General features: G+C 63.9%; 18 protein-coding genes and 1 pseudogene. 10 read left to right on the forward strand and 9 right to left on the reverse strand.

The genetic code is table 11. The annotated features are described in order from the left end of the window. Positions 1-108: 108 nt before the first annotated feature. The 5 genes from GJ630_RS03005 to GJ630_RS03025 all read right to left on the reverse strand — a co-directional run bounded on the left by GJ630_RS03005 (position 109) and on the right by GJ630_RS03025 (position 7,906). Positions 109-2,562: a methyl-accepting chemotaxis protein gene (locus GJ630_RS03005; protein ID WP_014040210.1), complete on the reverse strand. Its 2,454-nt coding sequence runs from the start codon at positions 2,560-2,562 to the stop codon at positions 109-111. Then, a complete protein-coding gene (locus GJ630_RS03010) occupies positions 2,559-3,797 on the reverse strand; it encodes an ABC transporter substrate-binding protein (protein ID WP_228841561.1) in 1,239 nt (412 codons plus the stop codon). The genes GJ630_RS03005 and GJ630_RS03010 overlap by 4 nt, the downstream gene beginning before the upstream one ends. A 128-nt stretch (positions 3,798-3,925) precedes the next feature. Continuing rightward, complete coding sequence (gene ftsZ / locus GJ630_RS03015) at positions 3,926-5,086, reverse strand: cell division protein FtsZ (RefSeq protein ID WP_004592941.1); 1,161 nt, start codon at positions 5,084-5,086, stop codon at positions 3,926-3,928. A 103-nt stretch (positions 5,087-5,189) separates the two neighbouring features. Then, positions 5,190-6,545, reverse strand: a complete 1,356-nt coding sequence (locus GJ630_RS03020) for a D-aminoacyl-tRNA deacylase (RefSeq protein WP_064287983.1) — start codon at positions 6,543-6,545, stop codon at positions 5,190-5,192. After that, positions 6,545-7,906 carry a sodium:calcium antiporter gene (locus GJ630_RS03025; RefSeq protein ID WP_191449372.1) on the reverse strand — a complete coding sequence of 454 codons (1,362 nt, stop codon included), beginning with the start codon at positions 7,904-7,906 and terminating at the stop codon, positions 6,545-6,547. Before GJ630_RS03025 ends, GJ630_RS03020 begins: the two co-directional genes overlap by 1 nt. A gap of 133 nt (positions 7,907-8,039) precedes the next feature. On the opposite strand from GJ630_RS03025, the gene GJ630_RS03030 reads away from it, so the two are divergent. The 5 genes from GJ630_RS03030 (at position 8,040) to GJ630_RS03050 (ending at position 12,618) form a co-directional block, all read left to right on the forward strand. Then, entirely contained in the window at positions 8,040-8,837 is a 798-nt protein-coding gene (locus GJ630_RS03030) for a shikimate dehydrogenase (RefSeq protein WP_191449373.1), read from the forward strand. A gap of 50 nt (positions 8,838-8,887) precedes the next feature. Beyond that, positions 8,888-9,475 (forward strand): helix-hairpin-helix domain-containing protein, encoded by a 588-nt coding sequence (locus tag GJ630_RS03035; protein ID WP_191449374.1) that lies wholly within the window; start codon positions 8,888-8,890, stop codon positions 9,473-9,475. Positions 9,476-9,545: 70 nt separating this feature from the next. Then, entirely contained in the window at positions 9,546-11,015 is a 1,470-nt protein-coding gene (gene pabB / locus GJ630_RS03040) for an aminodeoxychorismate synthase, component I (protein ID WP_064287984.1), read from the forward strand. Beyond that, positions 11,012-11,761 (forward strand): aminodeoxychorismate/anthranilate synthase component II, encoded by a 750-nt coding sequence (locus GJ630_RS03045; protein ID WP_014040216.1) that lies wholly within the window; start codon positions 11,012-11,014, stop codon positions 11,759-11,761. The genes pabB and GJ630_RS03045 overlap by 4 nt, the downstream gene beginning before the upstream one ends. After that, complete coding sequence (locus GJ630_RS03050) at positions 11,746-12,618, forward strand: aminotransferase class IV (RefSeq protein WP_191449375.1); 873 nt, start codon at positions 11,746-11,748, stop codon at positions 12,616-12,618. The genes GJ630_RS03045 and GJ630_RS03050 overlap by 16 nt, the downstream gene beginning before the upstream one ends. 76 nt (positions 12,619-12,694) lie before the next feature. Here the strand turns inward: GJ630_RS03050 and GJ630_RS03055 are convergent, their stop codons facing one another. Both GJ630_RS03055 and GJ630_RS03060 read right to left on the reverse strand, forming a co-directional pair. Further along, positions 12,695-13,996 (reverse strand): alpha-amylase domain-containing protein, encoded by a 1,302-nt coding sequence (locus GJ630_RS03055; protein ID WP_064287987.1) that lies wholly within the window; start codon positions 13,994-13,996, stop codon positions 12,695-12,697. 259 nt (positions 13,997-14,255) lie between these two features. Then, on the reverse strand, positions 14,256-15,314 hold the full coding sequence (locus GJ630_RS03060) for a trans-acting enoyl reductase family protein (protein WP_050037981.1): 1,059 nt from the start codon (positions 15,312-15,314) through the stop codon (positions 14,256-14,258). A 217-nt stretch (positions 15,315-15,531) separates the two neighbouring features. Between GJ630_RS03060 and GJ630_RS03065 the strand changes: the two genes are divergently transcribed. After that, a complete protein-coding gene (locus tag GJ630_RS03065) occupies positions 15,532-15,948 on the forward strand; it encodes a Rieske 2Fe-2S domain-containing protein (RefSeq protein ID WP_050037982.1) in 417 nt (138 codons plus the stop codon). 36 nt (positions 15,949-15,984) lie between these two features. On the opposite strand, the gene GJ630_RS03070 is transcribed toward GJ630_RS03065, so the two are convergent. Then, entirely contained in the window at positions 15,985-16,275 is a 291-nt protein-coding gene (locus GJ630_RS03070; protein WP_004592932.1) for a transcriptional regulator, read from the reverse strand. A 125-nt stretch (positions 16,276-16,400) separates the two neighbouring features. On the opposite strand from GJ630_RS03070, the gene GJ630_RS03075 reads away from it, so the two are divergent. Further along, complete coding sequence (locus GJ630_RS03075) at positions 16,401-17,267, forward strand: universal stress protein (RefSeq protein WP_191449376.1); 867 nt, start codon at positions 16,401-16,403, stop codon at positions 17,265-17,267. 62 nt (positions 17,268-17,329) lie between these two features. Here GJ630_RS03075 and GJ630_RS03080 read toward each other — a convergent pair whose 3' ends face one another. Further along, complete coding sequence (locus GJ630_RS03080; protein ID WP_191449377.1) at positions 17,330-17,965, reverse strand: FAD-dependent oxidoreductase; 636 nt, start codon at positions 17,963-17,965, stop codon at positions 17,330-17,332. 205 nt (positions 17,966-18,170) lie between these two features. Between GJ630_RS03080 and GJ630_RS03085 the strand changes: the two genes are divergently transcribed. The 3 genes and pseudogenes from GJ630_RS03085 (at position 18,171) to GJ630_RS03095 (ending at position 21,832) form a co-directional block, all read left to right on the forward strand. Continuing rightward, on the forward strand, positions 18,171-19,931 hold the full coding sequence (locus GJ630_RS03085) for a 2-oxoacid:acceptor oxidoreductase subunit alpha (protein WP_191449378.1): 1,761 nt from the start codon (positions 18,171-18,173) through the stop codon (positions 19,929-19,931). Next, a complete protein-coding gene (locus tag GJ630_RS03090) occupies positions 19,928-20,791 on the forward strand; it encodes a 2-oxoacid:ferredoxin oxidoreductase subunit beta (RefSeq protein ID WP_014040224.1) in 864 nt (287 codons plus the stop codon). Before GJ630_RS03085 ends, GJ630_RS03090 begins: the two co-directional genes overlap by 4 nt. Before the next feature lie 256 nt (positions 20,792-21,047). Then, positions 21,048-21,832, forward strand: a pseudogene (locus GJ630_RS03095) (methyltransferase domain-containing protein). Positions 21,833-21,922: the final 90 nt, after the last annotated feature.

Genomic DNA, 21,922 nt, shown 5'->3' on the forward strand with positions numbered 1-21,922 from the left:
GCGCGGCGACGAGTCCGAACCCGTCACAGAGCGAGCTGTACAGCGTCACAGAAAAAAGTAGCCGACAGAACGGGGCGATAACCGGGACGAGCGTTCCCGAACGTTCGGTTAGTCGTCGGTCAACGCAGTCCCGTCCGATCCGTGTGTCCCCAGGTCGCTACCGTCACCGGCATCGCCGGTTTCGAACTGGTCGATGAGGTCCTTGAGGTCGGTCGCCTGACTGGAGAGCGACTGTATCTTCTCGGTGACCTCCGTGATCGACGCCGTCTGTTCCTCGGCGGACGCGGCGACGTTCTCGGCCTCTGCGGATGTCTCCTCGCTGATCGAGCCGACTTCCTCGGCCATCGAGACGACCTCTTCCATCGAGGCCGCCTGCTCGTCGGTCGCGTCGCTGATAGCCTGCACGCCGTCGTTTGCCTCGTTGACCTGCTGGACGATACTGGTCAGCGAGTCGGTCGCGTTTTCGACCGTTTTCTTCCCGGTGTCGACGCTCTCACCCATCTCCTGCATGTCCTCGACAGTGGTGTCGGTCCGGGACCGAATGTCGTCGATCATCGACTCGATATCGGTCGTCGCTTCCTGGGTTTCCTCGGCGAGCGTCTTGATCTCGCGGGCCACGACGGCGAACCCTTCGCCCGCCTCACCGGCCCGAGCGGCTTCGATGTTCGCGTTGAGCGCGAGCATGTTCGTCTGCTCCGCGATTTCGTCGATGAGCGTCGTGACTTCGCCAATGCGCTCCATCTCCTCTGCGAGGGACTCCACCTGTTCGATAGCTTCGGTGGACTTCCGTTCGAGCGCCTCGATTTCGGCGGCGGCCTGCTCGGCGTATTCGCGGCCGGACTCGCCGTCGTTGACGGCCTGCTGGGACTTCGACGCGACTTCGTCGGTCGACGAGGTGATTTCCTCGACAGTCGCCGACAGGTCGGTCATCTCGTCGCTCACCTGCTGGATGTTCCGGTTTTGCTCGTCAGCGCCTTCGGCGATCTGTTGCACCGACTCGCTCACCGACTCGCTAGCCGACCGCACTTCCTGTGCGCTCGCGGAGATCGTTTCCGTCGAACTGTCGACGGTTCCGGCGAACCCTTCGATGCGGTTGACCGTCCGTTCGAGCTCCGTGATCATCTCGTTGAAGCTCTCTGCGATGTCGACCATCGCGTCGTAGTCGCTGTCGGTGGCCATCCGCTGGGTGAGGTCCCCGGCCGCCGACTTGTCCATCACGTCGCTGAACTCGGCCGCCTTCGCTTCGAGGGCGGACGCCATCGCCTCGGCGTCTTCCTTCGCCGCCTCCGCCTCGTCTCTGGCGGCTTCGACGTCGGTAATCAACGTCTGGATGTCCTCGCCCATCTCCTCCAGCGCCGCGCCGAACTCACCGGGGATGCTCTCGTCGAGCGCCGGGTCGTCGAACCGCTTGTCAGCGAGCGCGTCGGCCTGATTCGCAGCGGTCGTCAGGTACGCCTGCATCGACGCGAATGAGTCGTACAGTTGCCCCATCTCGTCGACGCGCGTGGTCTCGGGGAGGGTGCTGTTGATCTCACCGGCGGCGATGTCCTCGGCGCTTTCGGCCACGCGGGAGAGCGCGTTCGCGGTTCCGCGCCCGATTGTCACGCCGACGACGAACAGTGCCCCCACGGCAAGCGCCAGCAGGAGCGCGATGTTCTCGGAGACAGCCGACTGCAGGGCGAACGCGCGGTCCTGCGGGACGTGATACAGCAACGCCCACTCAGTGCCGGTGACCGGCGTGTACGCCATCACGTACTGGCCGTCTTCCATGCCCGTTCTGGCGGAGACGGACTTGTAGCCGGTTTCGCCGTTCAGTGCTGCTTCGACGCTCGTGTCGGTCGCGTCCCCGGTCGCTGCGTACTCTTCGAGAATAGAACTCTTCCGGTTGTCGAGAATGATCTGTCCGTTCGACCCGACGACCTTCACGTCGCCGGTCGCAAACGGTGACGTGAACTCGTGGGAGCGCGCTTCGAGCGACGCCGTCAGCACGACGTATTCGTCGCTGCCGGAGACAGGCTGGACGAACGCAATAACCGATTCGTTACTGCTCTTGTACGCTTCGGACGTGCCCGTCGGACCCGACGAGACGACTGCACCACTCGCGTCGGTCCACGGATCGTCGACGTTGCTCAGTGCGACGCCGTTCAGTTCGTCGTCGGTGCTGGCGGTGACTGTACCGTCAGCGGCGTCGACGTAATGAAGCGCCCGGACGTCTCCCGGTAACCCAATGAGCTTCTGTTCGAGCCACCGCTGGTGTTCTCTGTCAGAGGTGGACTCGGACCGATCACCGATAGACGCCGCGAGAAACGACGCCGTCGACTGCTTGTTCGAGACCCAAGTTGAGACGGAACTCGATTGGGACTCCGCGACACCGCGGATTTGATCCTCTGTCTGTGACTCAACTAGCGCCCCCGTTTCGAGGTTGATGGCTGCCCCACCGAGTGCGAGCAAGACGACCACGCCGAGCAACAGGACGCCGAACTTCGCCGCGTACCGACGCCGAATGACGTCAGGGAGCGCACGCTCCGTTGCCTGAACCAGCCGGCTCGGGAGCGAACTCATCGGGACCCTCCCGATTTGAAGAACTGTGGTTGCAATAGCTCCAGCGACTCGACTGACCCGTTAGTGACCCGCTCGATCAGGTACGAACTCAGCGGTTCGAGGTCAGCCGTCAGGTCGACGCTTCCGGACGCACCCTGGTAATTCACTGCCCGGCCTGCTTCAGTGAGTGACCGAACACGACCGAAGTCGCCGACAGAGACAGTGTGTCCAGACCCGCCGGAGACTGACTGAATGGTCTCGGCGATTGCCGGACCGCTGCTTTCGCCGGCCTGTTCGGCGGCACACGCCATCAAAAACAGCGCGTCGTACGCGTTGACCGAGTACGCTCGGGGATCATCGATATCCGGGAGCCGGCGGACCAGTTCGAAGTACGCCTGCGTTCGCGCAGAGGACAGCGACGCGCTGTAGAACCCGTCGTAGTACGACGGGAGGTCACCGCCGAACATCCCCGCAGACAGCACCCATGGAACGTCGTACTCCGACTGGTTGTACGCATCAAGGATACCGCGCTCCTGGCCGGAGACGCTGGTGAAGCTGACGGCATCAGGGTCGTTCTGGAACACGTCTGCGAGCGTGTCGTCGAACGATTCCGACGACGGGTCATATCGGATATCGGCGACGATATCGGCGTTCAGTGCCTCACGCTGTGCGTCCGCCAGTCCGGCACCGAAGGAGTTGTCGATGCTCAGTAACGCGACGGAGTCCGCATCGATGTACAGCGGGTCGTCGACGGCCTTCGCCATTACCACCGCTTGCGTCCCGTCGCTCGGCACTGTTCGGCCGAAGTATTTCCGGCCGTTGGCCCGGCCGGCAGTCGATAGCTGCGGGGCAGTACTGGCGGGGCTGACCTCCATGATTTCGTCGCTGGCTGCTTCCGGAGCGAGAGCGAGCGACGCATCACTGACGAGGCCGCCGACGAAGCCGATGACACCACGGTCGACGAGTGATCCGTACTGCTCTACCGCGGTTTCGGCGTTCGCCTCGGTATCAAGAATGGTCACTTCGACGTCGTTACCGCCGATACCACCGGCGGCGTTGACGTCGCTTGCTGCCTGCTCGACCATGCGCTTGCCGTGTTGTCCGAGTGGGGCGAGCGCACCACTGAGTGGGAGGAGTGCACCAAACTGAACAGTGTCACTGCCTCCGCTCAGAGAACCGAGACAACCGGATGAGAGTCCCAAGCTCCCAACGGCCAGACACTTTTTGAGAACATTACGCCTCGAATCTGAGTACATGCGAAGAGAGTTAGAATTTCCGGATAAACGCTTTTCGGCGAGAGTATCATTTATGATAGCAAACGTGTGGAGATAAATTCATTTACTGGCAGCTAGGGAGAGTCAGAAAACTGAGACAACGAGGCAGTTCAGTCGACGTAGTCGATGTCTTCACCGAGTTGCTGGGCGGCCTTCTCCTGTTCGGCCTCGCTCTGGCCGTATATCTGCGGGCTCTCGACGCCGGTGACGACGATCATCGTCTCCATCTTGCCCTCGAACTCGTTGTTGACCGACGCGCCCCAGATGATGCGAGCGTCGGGGTCGATGCGGTCGTAGATCTCCTCGACGACGCCCTCGGCTTCCTCGATGCTCATGTCGGGGCCGCCGACGACGTTGACGAGCGCGGAGTTCGCACCGTCGAACTCCACGTCAAGTAGCGGCGAGCGGAGCGCCGAGCGGATGGAGTCCTGTGCCTTGTTCTCGGAGTCGGATTCGCCGAGGCCGATCATCGCGACACCGCCGTTCTCCATGATGGTCCGAACGTCGGCGAAGTCCACGTTGACGAGGCCGGGCTTGGTGATCAGTTCGGTCATGCCCTTGACCGAGCGCATCAGCACACGGTCGCAAATCTTGAACGCGTCCTGCAGCGGCATCGACGGCGCATAGTCCAGCAGGCGGTCGTTCGGCACGACGATGACCGTATCGGAGACCGAACGGAGTCGTTCGAGGCCAGCGTCGGCGTTGGCACGGCGGCGTTCACCCTCCGCGGTAAACGGAATCGTGACGATAGAAATGGTGAGTGCGCCGGCTTCCTGCGCGGCCTGTGCGACGACCGGGGCCGCGCCGGTGCCGGTGCCGCCGCCGAGACCTGCGGTGACGAACACCATGTCTGAGCCGTCGATAGACTGCTGGATGTCCTCGATGTCCTCCTGGGCGGCCTCCTCGCCGATTTTCGGGACCGAACCCGCGCCGCGGCCGCCGGTGCGCTTGCGGCCGATGAGAATCTTGGTGTCGGCGGCCACCTCGTCGGCGAGGTGCTGTGCGTCGGTGTTTGCGGCGACGAGTTTGGCCCCGTGGATGCCCTCCTCCATCATCCGGGTGACCGTGTTCCCGCCAGCACCGCCACAGCCGACGACCGTGATCTTCGTTTCCAGGTCCTTGACGACGCTTGCCAGTTCCTCGTCGGACATCGTCCCGGACGTGGACATGTCTTGAGACGGCGTCGATGTCGTTTCGTCGACAGTTCCGCCAGCCGCGTCCTCCCCGTCTTGTTCTGCCTCGTCGATAGCGTCGTCAATTATCGAATCCATAATTTAAAACCCCCTTGCAGACGAACAGTTATTAGTTTTCCCCCTACGTCTGACGCACGTCTGACGTGTTGAGTCATAGTTTTACCGGCTGACGCGCCAGTGTTCACAGCGTATATCGACGTATACGCTCGCGCTGGAACCGCTCCGGGTCAATCTCTTCGCCGTCGATTTCGACGGATTGGCCCGAGGCGAGTTTCCCGAACTTGGGCCCTTCGGGGATACCGGCCGTTCGTGCGAGGTCCGGGTCGAACGCCGTCTCCCGGGCGACCAGTTCGTCCGCGGTCCAGTCGACGCTGTCGAAGCGCCGTTCGAGGATTTCGACCAGCGGTTCGACGACCGCTTCTATTTCTGTCGCCGCCGGACAGACAATCGGTCCGGTGAGGACAGTCCCGTTTTGCTCGGTCGCGTACGCGATGGACTGGCGTTCGATAGTCTCACGCAGTGCCTCGCTATCGACGCCGCGCACGTCGGAAATAAGCTCGTTCGGGAGGTCGATTACGGTCCATTCCCCGTCGTACCCGGACGCAAGCTCTCCGAACCTGAGACCATCGTCGACCGGCCGGACAGCGTCTTCCAGCGTCTCGACGAGGCCCAGGTCGACACCGGTCGTCTCCCGAACGAACGTCTCACTGACGACGCGGTAGCCCAGCGACTCGATGGCGGCCGTGAGGTCCGGCCGGTCGCCCTCCATGAGAGCGTAGTCGGCCGCGCTGGCCCGGAAGGCGCGGTCGAGCACTGTGTCGCGCTCCGCGTCGCTGACGGCCCACTCCGCCAGCGCGTCCAACGACCAGTTGGCGGCGATGTGGCCGACCGCCCAGTCCGTCTCGCGGACGACCCGCTCGAACCGCGGGGCGTAGTGGCCGCCGCCGACGCCGAGGAGGTGGCGGCGCGTCCCGTTTTCCCGCGGCTTGTCGGCCGGCTCGTCGGCGAGGTCCAGTATCGCCCTGGCGGCGGCTTCGGCGGCGTCGGGGTCCTCCCACTGTGGCTCCGCACTGCCGACCTCGACAAACATCGACGGGACACCGACTGCTGTCGGGCCGTGGTGCGTACACTCCATCCCGACTTCGTAGTCCGGCGGAGCGTGGCGCTGGAGTGCCGACACCACGGCCTTGTGAGCCCCGGGACAGGCGCGGGCGAACTGCCCGTCTTCGCCGCCGTACTCCGCGACACCGAAGTTTCCGGTATGGTGGGCCGTCAGGAGCTCGTCCGTCTCGCCGGCGTGTTTTGAGGCGAACACCAGCAGGTCCGGATCGTCGAACGCTGCCGCGACGTTTTCGATGTCCAGATGTAACGCCTCGAACTCGCGGAGTTCCACGCTGTCAATCTGGTACACCGTACCGCCGCCTTCGTCGTCGGGCCGCGTTTCGTCGCCGCTCGTTTCCCAGTCCCGCAATGAGCGCAGGTGCTCTCCGATGTGCATCGATGCCGCGTCGGCGTGTGAGACAACGATTCCGAGCATCAATCGGCGTTCTCCAGATGGACCGGTTCACGACCCACCGCGGACCGGACGGCGTCACCGGCCAGCCCAAGCAGGTGTTTCAGCGCTTCGCGGCGCTGGACGAACAGTCCGACCCCGAGGAGGACGTACAGCCATGTATACGCCAGCAGAAGGTCGTGACTCGATATCGGCAGAGCGAGAAGGTCCCTGATGATGGCGAACTCCAGAACCACCTGCGAGATGAACAGCGCGAACAGCCCGATTGCTTCCCGGATACTGATCTCGAAGTTGACCAGAATGGCGAGCGCAAAGAAGGACTGGGCCGCCGTAATCCAGATCTCCGCGCCCTGTCTGGCGTCGAACGGCAGGACGCCGTACCCGCCGAGTGCGATGGAGTACACCACTGCGATGGTCCCGATGAGCAGCGTCCACTGATTGAGTTTCGAGGAAATGAGGGCGTTGAACCCCGCCGTCGAGCGGGCCTTGTTGACCAGCACGGCGACGACAATGAGCTCAGGTGACTCACTGGCCAGCGGGGCGACCCACTGGATCATGAAGAACTCGGGGATGCCGTTCGCGACGCCGATCTCTTCGAGGCCGTGGGCGAACGGCTCAACCGCGGTGAAAATCATTGCGCCGGAGTAGCCAAACAACGCCAAGACGACGAGTGGCCGCCACGGCAGCGACCACTCCTGGAAGTACTTTGGGACGCCGACGGTGTGCTCGCTGTGTTCGATATCGGACTTGAGCACGAGGCCGATGTACGCGACGTAGAGGCCGACCAGAAACAGCGTATCGAAGATACCGATACCGCCGCCGAGAGGGACAAGAAACGCCCACAGCGTCGCCAGAAAGAGGAAGGAGATCTCGGTTGCGATGTCGGTGTCCAGCTGGACGGCGTCTTTCAGGAAGCCGTCGCGTTTCGTGACTGCGGGGTCCCGTGTCTTTGCGGCGCGCCAGACGGTGAACACGGCGATACCCGCCCAGCCGATACCGATGAGGATGCGGTTCGCGCCGGTCATGTTCGCAATCGCGAGGTTCGCGTCGTGACAGGCGCGAGCGAGCCCCCCGCTTGCGGACTCGATTTCTGCCGCCGTGAACTGGCGACAGGCCTCCGTCGTCGCCCCACCAGCCCCGGCGTTCCAGGCGTACAGCGCGTCAACGGCGTACTCGGGAGCCACGGCGAGAATGGCGAGGACGGCGATAGCGAACGCCCTCGGTACGTCTTTCTCGGCGGTTTCAGCGCCCCAGGCCAAGAGGAACGACGCCCCGAGGACGGCGAGCCCACTGACCGCGACGGTGGTCACGTTCCCGACCTCAATGCCGGAGATAAATAGGTAAATCCAGCCGACAGTCAGGGCCAGCGCGACTGCGACTTGCATCAGTGGATGGCGAAAACGACTCACTGTCGGAAGTGTGGCTGGGTCTGGCTGAAAAGCTTGCGAAAGTGTCGGCTGCAGACCGTGCTTCCCACAGAGCGTGGCGTTCATACGACCGGGGCGCGCTGGCGTTGGTATGGACGTTTACGGACTCATCGGGAACCCGGTCGGGCACTCGCTGTCGCCGCCGATGCACGAGGCGGGCTACGAGGCACTGGGACTTGATGCACGCTACGTCACGTTTGAACCACCAGCGGATGCTGGTGCCGAAGCCATCGAAGCGGCGGAGACGCTCGGCGTCGACGGCCTCAACGTCACAATCCCGTTCAAGCAGGACGTGCTAGACGCCGTTGACCCCGCACCGCTCGCCGAGCGCATCGGCGCGGTCAACACCGTCGATTTCACCGGTGGGACGCCGACGGGCTACAACACCGACGCGGTCGGTGCGGTCCGAGCGCTGGACCACCACGACGTGTCGCTGTCGGGTACGGCGGTCGTCGTTGGGGCCGGCGGTGCGGGGCGAGCGGTCGCGTTCGGTCTCGCCGACGAGGGGCTGTCGGTGCGGATCGCGAACCGGACCGAGTCTAAAGCCGACGCGCTCGCCGATGAAGTCCCGGACGCCTCCGGCCACGGGCTCGATTCGCTCTCCGACCTGCTCGCAGACGCCGACATCCTCGTCAACTGCACCAGCGTCGGCATGGAGGAAGACGAGACGCCGGTCCCCGCTGACGCGCTGCACGGCGACCTCGCGGTGCTCGATGCGGTGTACACGCCGATAGAGACTCGTCTGCTACAGGACGCGGCAGCCGCTGGCGCGACGACAGTTGACGGCGCGTGGATGCTCCTGTATCAGGGGGTTGAAGCGTTTGAACGCTGGACTGGCGAGGACGCACCTGTAGACAGGATGAACGGCCGATTGCGCGAACACTTGTAACGGAGCGGTCACCAGCAAGAGATTTGTGTTGGGGATAAATACGTTCATGTATGGGTCTGCTTCAGAAATTGAAATCTGCCCTCGGGCTTGACGGGACTGGGTCATCCACGTCGGGAACCAATCGCGACGTGGACGTGACCGTCGAGCGAGAGCCTTCTACTGAAGACGAAGACGCTGTGAAGGGGACGAACACCGCGACGACTACCGAGACCCACACATCCGATACCGCGGACGGGGCCGGTACTGCATCAGGGGATGGGAGTGCGACGCCCGATCAGTCGGCCGAGTCGGAGACTGCGGCGTCACCGACTGCGACCGACGACGAATCGACATCTGCGACCGATGCTTCTCCAGCAGGGTCCGAGCAAGAACCAGTGGTCGACGACGAAGCCAGCGACTCGGAGGCCACCGCTGACGAAGAACCGGCCGAGGCTGATGCCGAGACTGAGGACGAGGAAAGTACTGCCCCAGTCACGGAAATAAAGGGTATCGGTCCCGCCTACGCCGACCGACTCGCCGATATCGGTATCGAGACGGTGGGCGAACTGGCCGCTGCGGATGCAGCGGACATCGCCGCAGACACCGACCTCTCAGAGAGCCGCGTTTCGGGCTGGATCGAGCGGGCCGAAGACTTCTGAAACCGTTGACGTTCCGTCTTTTTGCGCCGAACCGCAAGGGAATTAGTCGCCGCACTGTTTTCGTTCGGTAATGCAATCGGTCGAAACCGACCGGACCACGTTCACCGACCTTGCGGCCGACGCGCATCCAGCGGCGCGCGTCCCTGTCGAGGTTCGAGTGGACGTCGATGACCCGTTTCTCGCCTATCGTCGGGCGCGCGACGAAACTGGCGGCGTGTATCTGGCGACGACCGGCGGCCAGTCGGGGTGGGGTTACTTCGGGACCGCTCCGGCGGACTTCCGCGAGGTCGACCCCCGAGCTGGCGGGACCCTCGCCGCACTGACTGAGTTTCTCGACGGCGAGCGGCTGGTCCGTGGTGACTGCGACGTGCCGTATCCCTGCGGAGCCGTTGGATGGCTCTCCTACGACGTGGCGCGGGAACTGGAGTCACTGCCCGACAGCGCCGATGCCGACCGCGCGCTCCCAAACCTGCAGGTGGCCCGCTACGACCGCTTCGCCGCTTGGGAGGAACCCCGCGGTGAGTCGGTGACGCTGCGCGTGACAGCCTGCCCGCGGGTCGACGACTTTGAGACGCCCGAACTGGCCTACGAGTTCGGCAAGCAGCACGCGCTGGACTTGGCGCGGGCAGCGGCACAGGGCGACCCCAGTGTCGAGGATCCGCCGGTCGAGACCGATGAAGCAACCTTCGAGAGTGACTGCACGCGCGAGTCATTTGCTGACCGAGTCCAAACGGTCAAGCAGTACATCCGCGACGGCGACACGTTTCAGGCGAACGTCTCACAGCGTCTCCGCGCACCCGCCGCAGTCCATCCCGTCGAGGCGTTCGACGCGCTTCGAACTGTGAACCCCGCACCGTACTCTGCCCTCCTTGAGTTCCCTGGCGTTGACCTCGTCAGCGCCAGCCCGGAACTCCTCTTGCACCGCGACGGCGACCGTATCGAGACCGAACCCATCGCTGGCACCCGCCCGCGGGGCGAGACGCCCGACGCTGACGACCGACTGGAAGCGGACCTGCTCGACGACGGGAAGGAGCGGGCCGAACACGCGATGCTCGTCGATCTGGAGCGCAACGACCTGGGGAAAGTGAGCAAATTCGGGAGCGTGGAAGTGTCTGACTACCGCCGCGTCGACCGCTACTCCGAGGTAATGCACCTCGTCTCGGTCGTCGAGGGCCGACTCCGTGACGGCGCGTCCCTGCAGGACGCCATCGCCGCGGTGTTCCCCGGCGGCACCATCACCGGCGCGCCGAAACCCCGGACGATGGAGATTATCGACGAGGTCGAGGCCACGCGACGAGGACCGTACACCGGCTCCATCGGCCTGTTCGGCTTCGACGGCCGGGCGACGCTGAACATCGTCATCAGGACCCTGGTCCGGTACGCCGAGGAGTACCACCTCCGCGTCGGCGCGGGCATCGTTCACGATTCGGACCCGGACAGCGAGTATCAGGAGACGCTTGACAAGGGCCGTGCGCTGGTCAACGCCGTCGACGAAGCGCTGGGGAGACGCGTCGACCTGGCGATGGAGGACCAGCAATGAGCGGCTCCCGTGGTAGCGACGGCAGCGACGATAGCGACACCAACGCCGCGGGTGGCCCGACGGCGGACTCGCTGGCTCCGACCGTGCTGGTCGTCGACAACTACGACTCGTTCGCGTACAACCTCGTCCAGTACGTCGGCGAGGTGGTCCTCCGACTCGGCGGGACTGAGGACGACGTCATCGTCCGGCGCAACGACGCCATCGACATCGAGGGTATCCGCGAACTGGACCCCGACGGCATCGTCGTCTCGCCGGGGCCAGGGACGCCCGAAGAGGCGGGCGTCTCGATGCCGATCTTCGAGGAGCTGGACTACCCGACGCTGGGCGTCTGTCTCGGTCATCAGGCGCTGTGTGCGGCCAACGGCGCGCCAGTCGGCCACGCCGAGGCGGTCGTCCACGGCAAATCGTCGTCGGTTACCCACGACGGAACAGGCGTGTTCGAAGACCTGCCGGACCCCGTCGAGGTGGGTCGGTACCACTCGCTCGCGGTCGACCGCGAGGACCTTCCCGACGTGCTGACTGAGACGGCGTACACTGTTGGCCACGACGATGCCGACGGAGCCACAGAGACGCCAGACTCGTCCGAACCTGCCACCGCCGACGGCACGGACGAGTCCCAGGTCGTCATGGGCGTCCGCCACAGCGACCGCCCGCACATCGGCGTCCAGTTCCATCCCGAAAGCATTCTGACCGACCACGGCAAGACCATGATCGAGAACTTCTGCCTGCTATGCAATACCACGTAGACGGCGACCTCGTCCCCGAAGACGAGGCGACGGTGTCAGTGCGCGACCGCGGGTTCATGTACGGCGACGCGGCGTTCGAAACGCTCCGGGCCTACGGCGGCGAGCCGTTCCGGTGGGATGCCCATCGCGACCGCCTCCAGCGGACGGCCGAGACGCTGGGGTTTGCCGACGCCGTGCCTGGTGACCTCCGGGAGCGCGTCGACGAGACGCTCGCGGCCAACGACCTCGACGAGGCGTACGTCCGGCTGTCGGTCACGCGGGGCGTCCAGCCTGGGAAGCTCACGCCGGGGGGCGATGTCGACCCGACGGTCGTCGTCATCTGCAAGGGGCTCCCGAGGGGCGGGCTCAACGGCGAGTGCGTCTGGGACGAGCCGGCGTCGGTCCAGACGGTCCGGACCCGGCGGATTCCGAGCGAGGCCGTCCCGGCGGACGCGAAGACGCACAACTACCTCAACGGGATTCTCGGCCGGCTCGAACTCCGAAAGACCGCCGCTGGCGGCGAGCCCGCCGACGAATGTCTCATCCGAGACATGGACGGTAATCTGGCCGAGGGAGCGACGAGCAACCTCTTTTTCGTCACGGACAACGGCCTCCGGACGCCGAGTACGGATCTGGACCTACTGCCGGGGGTCACCCGCGACGTGGTAATGGACATCGCCCGCGGCGAGGAGTTCCCCGTCGAGACCGGCCACTACTCGCTCGATGCCCTGCGTGACGCCGACGAGGCGTTTCTCACCAACTCGACGTGGGAGATCCGCCCCGTTTCGACCGTCGACGGTATCTCCGTGGGGAGCGGGCCGATGACGAAGCTCCTTCAGCGGTTGTTCGACGAGCGAATCGAGGAGCGGCACTACTGATCGCGCTGAAGGTAGTGGAAAGCGAGCCAGCGCGGGTCGCTGGCGTGCCAGCTGACTGGTGTCCGCGTCCGGCTGCCTACTCGGGTGCGTAGCAGACCCAACTTGTCGCGGGAACGGTGATCTGGACCCAACTATCGCCGTTGGTCGAGATATTGCCCGCGTTGCCGCTGTAATCATTGAGTGTCTGGTTCGTCCAGCTCGTGGGGACCCACTTGCTCCGCTGGCCGCTCGCACGGTTCAGGCCGACGAGGAGGTTCCCCTCTCGCTCGTAGACGTACAGGTCCTGGTCGACGTGGCGGGTCTGTGAGCCGCCGCTCGCGAGGTTGTTCCGGATCCAGAGGAGGTTCCGGATATCGTCGTCGTCGACGCTGATACGGTTGCTGTACACGCGTGGATACCCCTCGTACGTGAGGATGTAGGCGTACGCGAGTTTCTCGTAGTCCGGCGGCCCGCTGTCGTGGTTTGAAACGAACGTAAACGCCTGGAACGGCGACTGATTCACCATGCCGGCGCCGTCGAGCGCCTGCATGTTGCCGTCGCTGTGGAACGCCTCCTCTTTCATCGTGTAATAGAGCGGGTAGTCGGTGACGGACATCCCCGTGTCGGCGTACCCTTGGCAGACGCCGATATCGCCGTCGAGCACCTCACCCACTGTCCAGAGATCGAGGTCGTCGGCCCACTGGTTCGCGTAGTCGGCGAAAAACGACTCGGGGACGTGTTTGGCGGCGTCCCAGCGAATACCGTCGACGCCGAGGTCCGCGTACTTCTGGACGTAGGCCTGCAACTCGCCGCGGACGTACGCGGACTCCTGTTTCAGGTCCTTCAGCCCGACGAGCCAGTCGTCCTCGACCGATTCCGGGTTGTCGTAGTTAATGTCGTCTTTCGGGTGGAAGTCGCGTTCGCTGAACCGGGGGAGGTCCGCGAAGGTAATGCCCGGCGCGTCCCGGAAGTCGTCGTTTGCGGCCATGTGGTTGATGACCGCGTCGGCGACGACGTCGAGGTCCTGATTGTGGGCCTCCTGCACCATCGCCTCGTACTCGTCCTCTGTGCCGAACACGCTGTTGAAATCCGTCAGGTCGACGGGCTGATAGCCAAGCGGTGGGTCGGTGACGCCGTTCTGATGGCTCCGGTCGAGGCGGCTCCGCTGGGCCGGTGGGACCTGAATCGCGTCGTAGCCCTGTTGTGCGACTGTTTCCAGCGTCGCTGTGATCTCTGTCCAGTCTGTGTGGTAGTACTGGTACACCGCGCTATCGCCGACAGCCGCGCTACTGCCGACTGAGGCGGCGGTGCCGAATACTGCGGCACCGAGCGCTCCGATTCCTTTCAGAACGGTTCGCCGAGACGCCTGCTTACTGCCGGTAATTCGGGGTCGATTCATTTGCTCTCCGAGGTATGTCTCATGTTATCTACCATGCTTTTCCGCAAAAGATGATGAGATTCTACATCACAATAAATAGTTGGTATATATGATTTTTTACATATCGGAAGTCAATCACACCTGAACAGTAATATAGCGATGATACGGGGACTGAACCACTATCTCTACCGCGTTTCCGGCTCCCGGAAGACACACTTCGACGCTCCTATTTTATTTGTGATATATACCCGACTTTCTCACCAACCTCGAAGTAGTCCGTTCACACCACGTCTTCGCGCTCGACACCGTCGACAGCGAGAATGAGGTCGGGACCGTACGCGCCGGCGGGCGTCTGGAACCCGGCGGGCGCGTCGCCGTCGATGACCCGCTGGGTGATTTCGACCGCCGTCGCCGCCGTGAGGTCGTAGGTGTGTGGCCCTCGCAGTCGGGACTCGACGCGGTCGCCGTCGTCAGTTCTGGCTTCGCCCCAGACGAAACTGGGCACACTTGCGCGCTCTTCAGCGTCGGGTCCCTCGGTCGTCTGCTCGATAAACCACTTGAGCGTGGCTTTCACCGGCGGGAGACCGAGTACGGGCGCGAACAGCCCCGCAAATCGCTGCTGTCGGGCCGCCGACGGCGGCATCGACATGTACACGGTCACGTTCGGTATGCCGGTGGTGTGGTACGCCGTCGACACGTCGCCCCACGGGATCGAGACGGTGTTCATCCCATCGTGTCCCCAGCCGAAGTCTATCTCGCGCGATTCGCTCCCGACGGTCACTCGCTCTATGCGGCCGTCGCGGCGCACCGCCCCGCCTGCGTCGATGTGTTCGACCATCGTCTTCGCGGTTCCCTTCGAGACGCCCATCTCCGCGTGAAACGCCAGCGCCAGCGTGTCGGCGTCGGGCAGCCGGTCGGCGAGGTGTGCAGCGAGGCAGTCCGTCGGGACCACGTCGAAACCGACACCAGGCAGGAGCATGATCCCGGCCTCCCGTGCTTCGCTGTCCCGCTCGTGGATGGCCTCAAACACGTCGAGCTCCCCGGTGATGTCCAGGTAGTGCGTCCCGGTTCGCAGGCAGGCCTCGACCATCGGCTCCCACGTCCGGCTGAACGGGCCGGCGCAGTGGACGACGGCGTCGGCGTCGTCGAGCAGCACGTCGAGCACTTTGGGTTCATCCAGCCCGACGACTTCGGACTCACAGCCGAGTTTGATCGCCTGCGTCGAGAGTTCGTCCCGGTTCCGGCCGGTCAGTACGGGCTCTAATCCCCGGTCGATGGCCGCCTGTGCGATGATGTTGCCGGTGTAGCCGTACGAGCCGTAAATGACGACATCTCCCATAGCGTCGCGTTCGCAGCGTCCCCCGATAACAGTTGACACTGACTCGACAGCCTGGCCAGTGACCGCTGGCCGCTCACTTCACGAGAGCTTTGGCCGCGCTCTGGCCTCGCTTCTTACTGCACGGTGCCGTTTCCGTCTGAATAGCCCGTGGCGCTTCACGCGGTTACTCGCCGGGATCGGCGGTTTGAAACGGGTTACGTCCGTACGGATGCGTAGTATGGACGAGGACAGCCGTATCGTCGCGCTGGACGAGGTGCCCGCTGACGGAACCTTTCTGTTCACTGTTCGCGACGGCTTCGACACGAAGGAGGCGATTATCGTCGAGTTGTCCGACGCGGTCGTCGCGTTCGAGAACTACTGTCCACACTGGACAGACGTCCGACTCGACAAAGGCAGTGGGGCGACTGTTCGGAATGGGGAACTGGTGTGTGAGAAACACGGGGCGACGTTCGAATCCGATTCGGGGCTGTGTAACTACGGCCCTTGCGAAGGAGCGGTTCTGGAGGAAGTTTCGATTACCACCGAGGACGACGTCGTCTACCTGACCGACGAGCGCTACGAGTTCGAAAACCAGGGGCCGTCCGGCGACCACGACCTCTCTTCGCGCGGTCGCATCGGCTTCTCCGGGAACTGAGCGGCTGGAATCGGCTTCTCCGGGACTCCGTACCGGTTAGCTGATCCGGTACGCCGGCTCTGAGACCGCTTCGCATTTACACTCCGGACACCGGCTTGGTCGGTTTGTCAGGTCGTCGAAGTCCGTGAAGCCGCACTCCTCGCACTCCGGCGGCGCGACGAGGAGCTGTTCGTCGGTCGATTCCAGGGATTTCGAAATATGCTCTACGTGCGTGAGCGCGTCGCTGGTCTGTATTTCGAACTCGTTCGCGATTGTCCCGGCGGCCATCGCTTCGTCGCGTAGTTGGTCAGCGATGCGCTGGCGCGTCGTCCGACTTGCCTCGCGCATGGGGGATGTTGGCATCCGATTGTTATAGGTTTTGTTCCGGACTCACTGCGTCGCAGTGACGCTCTCCCACGTTCCTGTACCAGCCACGATACTTTATCACCGACGGCGGTGAATAGCGACACCCAATGTTCGACAGAATCCTCGTTCCGACCGACGGAAGCCCCGGTTCCGAGCGCGCGTTCGAGGTCGCCGCGACGCTCGCCAGCACTCACGATGCAGCCGTCCACGTTCTCTCGGTCGTCGACGAACACGGGCCTACGGACGACTGGGACTACGACGGCGACTCCCCAGCAGAAGCGTTCATCGAGTCCCAAGCCGACCACGTCGACACCGAGGGCCTGTCCGTCACCACCGCGGTCCGCGAGGGAGTCGTCCACGACGCGGTTCTCGACTACGGCGACGAGAACGAGATCGACCTCATCGTCATGGGGACTCACGGCCGCACTGGTGTCCGGCGGTTCCTCCTCGGCAGCGTTACCGAGAAGGTCGTCCGCCTCGCCGACGTACCAGTCCTCTCGGTCAAAGCCGACGCGGAGCCGGGGACCGTCTCGTTCGACGACATTCTGCTCCCGACCGACGGCAGTAGCGGTGCCGCGGCAGCTATCGAACCGACGGGCGCGCTCGCAAGCGCGACCGATGCCACTGTCCATCTCGTCTCGGTCGTGGATACGCGATCACTCGGCATCGATGTCGGGTCGAGCGTTATCGTCGACGAACTGGAGTCTGTCGCGACGGATGCTGTCGGAGATGCGTCCGATCGACTCTCCGGGATGGGAGTCGAGACTGTCGAGACAGCTATCACGCACGGTGTCCCGTATCGGGCCATCCTCGACGCCATCGAGGAGGCTGATGCCGACCTCGTGGTCATCGGGACTCACGGTCGCACTGGTATCGACCGCTACCTGCTGGGCAGCGTCGCGGAAAAACTGGTCCGAACCTCGCCGGTGCCGGTGATGACTGTTCGAGCGCCGGACGCTGGTGATGAAAGCTAACATCGCTCCCGGTTATCCATCGATGAAGTCAGGACCGACCGGTGACACGGCGCTTGACCGACCTATCCGAAGTTCTCGACCTTCGCGTCGTCGGTACTGACGCCGGCGTCTTCGAGCGCTTCCGTGGCGGCATCGAGGAAGTCCGCGAAGCCGTAGATGAACACTTGACCGCCGTCCTCGACGGCCTCGGCGACCGGCTCAGTCAGGGGCTCGTCGTCGTCGATGACCGAGACGAGCGCCCCGGCCTTGGCGAGCGCGTCCAGTCGGTCCTCGTGGACCGGCGCGTCGTCCTGGTACACGACTGCGGCCTCGTTGCCGACGTCCAGCGCACGCTCGGCGATCCCGACCGCCGGGCCGACCCCGGGACCGCCGGCGAGCACGACGACGCGGCTCTCGCCCTCGTAGTAATCCGAACCGAACGGCCCAGCGATGCGGACGCCGTCGCCCGCTTCGAGTGCGCCGAGCTGTGGTGCCAGCTCGCCGTCGGGGTCAATGCCGACGGTGATCTCGAACGCCCCGTCGACCGTCGGCGAGGAGATGGTGTAGAACCGCGAGATGTCCTCCCCGTCGACGGTCAGCGTCAGCTTGACGAACTGGCCCGGCTGTGCGTCGAAGGCGTCCGGCGTCTCGAAGTCAATCGCCACGGTGTCTGGTCCGACGTCTCGGACGGCAACCACGTCGAGGACTCGTTCATCCATACCCGAGAGTTACCGTGACTGGGCAAGGGGGTTACGGTCGCGGAGTTTCACGTTAGCCGGCATACGATTCCGGTATTTTCCCACATACGGGGGATTATGCCGGTATTCCCTCGAAACTACGGCGGAATTCACTCGAAACCGAGTAGTGCGCGCGCGGGCGGTTACGGAAGGCTTTTCCTGCCACGCTGGCTACCCGAGGGATATAATGCCAGAGGACCTGAACTGGGCCATCGGCGGCGAAGCCGGCGATGGAATCGACTCCACCGGGAAGATTTTCGCGCAGGCACTCTCCCGGGCTGGTCGACACGTCTTCACCTCAAAGGACTTCGCCTCCCGCATCCGCGGCGGGTACACTGCCTACAAGGTACGGACGTCAGTCGACCGCGTTGAGAGTGTCGTCGACCGCCTGGACATCCTGATCGCACTCACCGAGCGCACGATCCACGAGAACGAGGACGAGCTCCACGAGGACTCCGTCATCATCTACGACGGCGAGCGCTCGACGATGCAGGACGTGGAAGTGCCCGGCGACGCGACGGCGCTCGAAGTACCGCTGAAACGACTCGCCGAGGACGCGGGTGGGGCCATCATGCTCAACGTCGTCGCCCTCGGTGCGGCGTGTGAGGTCACCGGCTTCCCCATCGAGAACCTCGACGAAAGCCTCGAAAAACGCTTCGGCGACAAGGGCGAGGCCATCGTCGAGAACAACAAGGAAGCCGCCCGGAAGGGACAGCACTACGTCCAGGAGGAGTACGGCGAGTTCGACTACGACATGGAGACGACCGACGAGGACTACGTGCTTCTCAACGGCGACGAGGCCATCGGCATGGGCGCTATCGCCGCCGGCTGTCGCTTCTACGCCGGCTACCCCATCACACCGGCGACGGACGTGATGGAGTACATGACCGGCCGCGTCGACCAGTTCGGCGGCAAGGTCGTCCAGGCCGAGGACGAACTCTCCGCCATCAACATGGCCCTCGGTGCGGCCCGCGCCGGTGCCCGAGCCATGACCGCTACGTCCGGTCCGGGTATCGACTTGATGACCGAGACGTTCGGGCTTGTCGCCACCAGCGAGACGCCGCTGGTCATCTGTGACGTGATGCGTTCCGGTCCCTCGACCGGGATGCCGACCAAGCAGGAACAGGGCGACCTCAACATGACGCTGTACGGCGGCCACGGCGAGATTCCGCGCTTCGTCGTCGCGCCGACGACCGTCTCGGAGTGCTTCTGGAAGACCGTCGAGGCGTTCAACCTCGCCGAAAAATACCAGACGCCGGTCTTCCTCGTCTCGGACCTCGCAATGGCCGTGACGGAACAGACCTTCTCCCCCGAGACCTTCGACATGGACGAAGTCGAAATCGACCGCGGGAAGGTCGTCGACGAGGACGAGATCGACACCTGGCTGGACGAGAAGGGGCGCTTCCAGGCCCACTTCGCGGCCGCCGACGGGGTCTCGCCGCGTGCGTTCCCCGGGACGACCGACGGCGCACACATGACGACCGGCCTCGAACACGACGAACTCGGCCGGCGGACCGAGGACACGGACGTGCGCATCGAGCAGGTCGACAAGCGCCAGCGGAAAGTCGAGACCGCCCGCGAGCAGGAGGACTTCGACTACCGCGAGTTCGGCGACTCCGACGCCGATACGCTCGTCATCTCCTGGGGCTCCAACGAAGGAGCCCTGCGCGAGGGGCTGACACTGCTGGAGGAGGACGGCTACGACGTGCGATTCCTCTCGGTGCCGTACATCTTCCCGCGGCCGGACCTCTCCGAAGAGATCGAAGCCGCAGAGGACGTCATTGTCGTCGAGTGTAACGCCACTGGCCAGTTTGCGGATGTCATTGAGCACGACGTCCTCGAACGGGTACAGCGCATCAACAAGTACAACGGCGTGCGGTTCAAAGCAGACGAACTGGCAACCGAGATCAAGCAAACGCTTGACACACCCCCGGAGGCAACACAATGAGTTCCGACGTTCGCTTCACAGACTTCAAATCCGACAAGCAACCGACCTGGTGTCCCGGCTGCGGTGACTTCGGGACGATGAACGGCATGATGAAGGCACTGGCAGAGACGGGCAACGACCCCGACAACACCTTCATCGTCGCCGGTATCGGCTGTTCCGGTAAGATCGGGACGTATATGCACAGCTACGCCCTTCACGGCGTCCACGGCCGCGCCCTGCCGGTGGGCATCGGCGTGAAGATGGCCAACCCGGACCTCGAAGTGATGGTCTCGGGCGGCGACGGTGACGGGTACTCTATCGGTGCCGGCCACTTCATCCACGCCGTCCGCCGGAACGTCGACATGAGCTACGTCGTGATGGACAACCGCATCTACGGGCTGACCAAGGGGCAGGCCTCGCCGACGAGCCGCGAGGACTTCGAGACCTCGACCTCGCCCGACGGGCCGAACCAGCCGCCGGTCAACCCGAAGGCGCTGGCGCTGGCCTCCGGTGCGACGTTCATCGCGCAGTCGTTCTCCTCGAACGCACAGCGACACGCCGAGATCGTCAAGCAGGCCGTCGAACACGACGGCTTCGGCTTCGTGAACGTCTACTCACCGTGTGTGACGTTCAACGACGTGGACACCTACGACTACTTCCGCGACGCCATCGTCGACCTCGACGAGACCGACCACGACCCGTCCGACCGCGACCAGGCCAAGGACAAGATCCTCGAAAGCGAAAAGGAGTACATGGGCGTCCTGTATCAGGACGAAGACTCCGTTCCCTTCGAGGAACGCGAGGGCGTCGAGGGCTCGATGGCCGAGATCCCCGACGGCGCGCCTGAAGGTGCGATGGATCTCGTCCGCGAGTTCTACTAGTACCTTTTTCGACGGGGGGTTCGCGCTCGCCACTGGCGAGCGCTCAACCCCCGCCCAAAAATCTACGCTAAAAAGGCGACTTCGCGGCGCGCCGCGAAGTCGTGAAACGGCGGCCTGCGGCCGCCGTATGCTGGTGGTTCTATTTGAACCGGTAACAGTGACGGTTTCTCAGTAGTAAATCCCAGGGCCGAGTTGAGTCGAGTGCAACGCTACCGAATGGTTTTATTTATGACAGCTGAATGGGCAGTGTACGGAAATGGGCGGCACACTCGACTACGACGAGCGGAAGCCCGGCAAGAGGAAGCGATATACAGCACGCCGGCGGCCGTGGCGCGACGGGAGCGAGTACGGGACCTGTTCGCGCCCGAACCAGGCGACAAGGTTCTCTCTATCGGCTGTGGGCCGGGCTTTGAGCCGGCGGAGATCGGCTGGGCGGTCGGCAATGCGGGACACGTTTACGGTATCGACCGGAGCAAGGCGATGCTCGAACTCTCCCGAGCGCGCTGTGCCCCGCTACCGCAGGTGACCCTAGCACAGGGAAACGCCGATGACCTCCCAGTGGCCGACGAATCGGCTGACGCGGCCGTTGCGGTGCAGGTGTTCGAGTACCTCGAAACAGTTGCTTCGGCTGTTTCGGAACTGGCCCGAGTTCTGCGGCCCGGCGGGACAGCTGTCGTCTGTGACGCCGACTTTTCCTCGCTGGTGTGGCGCAGCCCCAATCCCGAGCGAATGGCGCGCGTTCTCGATGCCTTCGACGACCACTGCCCGCACCCGCGGCTGGGTTCCCACCTTGCCCCGCATCTTCGCGGGGCCGGACTGACGATTGACCGGGTCGAACCGAACACCATCGTCAACACCAGCCTCGACGACACCTTCGCGGCCCACCTCATGACGTTCATCGAGGACTACGCGGCCGACCACGAAGCTATCGGGCCAACAGCGGCACAGGCCTGGGCCGATGACCTCCGAGAACAGGCGGCCCACGGGGAGACCTTTTTTAGTTTCACGCAGTACTGCTACCTCGTTCACAAGCCCGCGTAGCGGTCTCAGTATCCCGACCACAGACTGTGCTGTGGCCTTGATTCCCACACACAATAGAATCGGGTTCGGACCCATATGCAGGTATCCCCA

Source organism: Haloarcula sp. CBA1122 (genome assembly GCF_009741785.1).
Classification (GTDB): Archaea; Halobacteriota; Halobacteria; order Halobacteriales; family Haloarculaceae; genus Haloarcula; species Haloarcula hispanica.

What these genes read in the sequence shown, in the direction of transcription:
- GJ630_RS03005 (WP_014040210.1), bottom strand. Translation starts at nt 2,562, where the DNA reads ATGAGTTCGCTCCCGAGCCGGCTGGTTCAGGCAACGGAGCGTGCGCTC.
- GJ630_RS03045 (WP_014040216.1), top strand. Translation starts at nt 11,012, where the DNA reads ATGAGCGGCTCCCGTGGTAGCGACGGCAGCGACGATAGCGACACCAAC.
- GJ630_RS03055 (WP_064287987.1), bottom strand. Translation starts at nt 13,996, where the DNA reads ATGAATCGACCCCGAATTACCGGCAGTAAGCAGGCGTCTCGGCGAACC.
- GJ630_RS03050 (WP_191449375.1), top strand. Translation starts at nt 11,746, where the DNA reads ATGCAATACCACGTAGACGGCGACCTCGTCCCCGAAGACGAGGCGACG.
- GJ630_RS03090 (WP_014040224.1), top strand. Translation starts at nt 19,928, where the DNA reads ATGAGTTCCGACGTTCGCTTCACAGACTTCAAATCCGACAAGCAACCG.
- GJ630_RS03010 (WP_228841561.1), bottom strand. Translation starts at nt 3,797, where the DNA reads ATGTACTCAGATTCGAGGCGTAATGTTCTCAAAAAGTGTCTGGCCGTT.
- GJ630_RS03035 (WP_191449374.1), top strand. Translation starts at nt 8,888, where the DNA reads ATGGGTCTGCTTCAGAAATTGAAATCTGCCCTCGGGCTTGACGGGACT.
- GJ630_RS03025 (WP_191449372.1), bottom strand. Translation starts at nt 7,906, where the DNA reads ATGCAAGTCGCAGTCGCGCTGGCCCTGACTGTCGGCTGGATTTACCTA.
- GJ630_RS03075 (WP_191449376.1), top strand. Translation starts at nt 16,401, where the DNA reads ATGTTCGACAGAATCCTCGTTCCGACCGACGGAAGCCCCGGTTCCGAG.
- GJ630_RS03030 (WP_191449373.1), top strand. Translation starts at nt 8,040, where the DNA reads ATGGACGTTTACGGACTCATCGGGAACCCGGTCGGGCACTCGCTGTCG.
- GJ630_RS03080 (WP_191449377.1), bottom strand. Translation starts at nt 17,965, where the DNA reads ATGGATGAACGAGTCCTCGACGTGGTTGCCGTCCGAGACGTCGGACCA.
- GJ630_RS03020 (WP_064287983.1), bottom strand. Translation starts at nt 6,545, where the DNA reads ATGCTCGGAATCGTTGTCTCACACGCCGACGCGGCATCGATGCACATC.
- GJ630_RS03070 (WP_004592932.1), bottom strand. Translation starts at nt 16,275, where the DNA reads ATGCGCGAGGCAAGTCGGACGACGCGCCAGCGCATCGCTGACCAACTA.
- GJ630_RS03065 (WP_050037982.1), top strand. Translation starts at nt 15,532, where the DNA reads ATGGACGAGGACAGCCGTATCGTCGCGCTGGACGAGGTGCCCGCTGAC.
- GJ630_RS03085 (WP_191449378.1), top strand. Translation starts at nt 18,171, where the DNA reads ATGCCAGAGGACCTGAACTGGGCCATCGGCGGCGAAGCCGGCGATGGA.
- ftsZ (WP_004592941.1), bottom strand. Translation starts at nt 5,086, where the DNA reads ATGGATTCGATAATTGACGACGCTATCGACGAGGCAGAACAAGACGGG.
- GJ630_RS03060 (WP_050037981.1), bottom strand. Translation starts at nt 15,314, where the DNA reads ATGGGAGATGTCGTCATTTACGGCTCGTACGGCTACACCGGCAACATC.
- pabB (WP_064287984.1), top strand. Translation starts at nt 9,546, where the DNA reads ATGCAATCGGTCGAAACCGACCGGACCACGTTCACCGACCTTGCGGCC.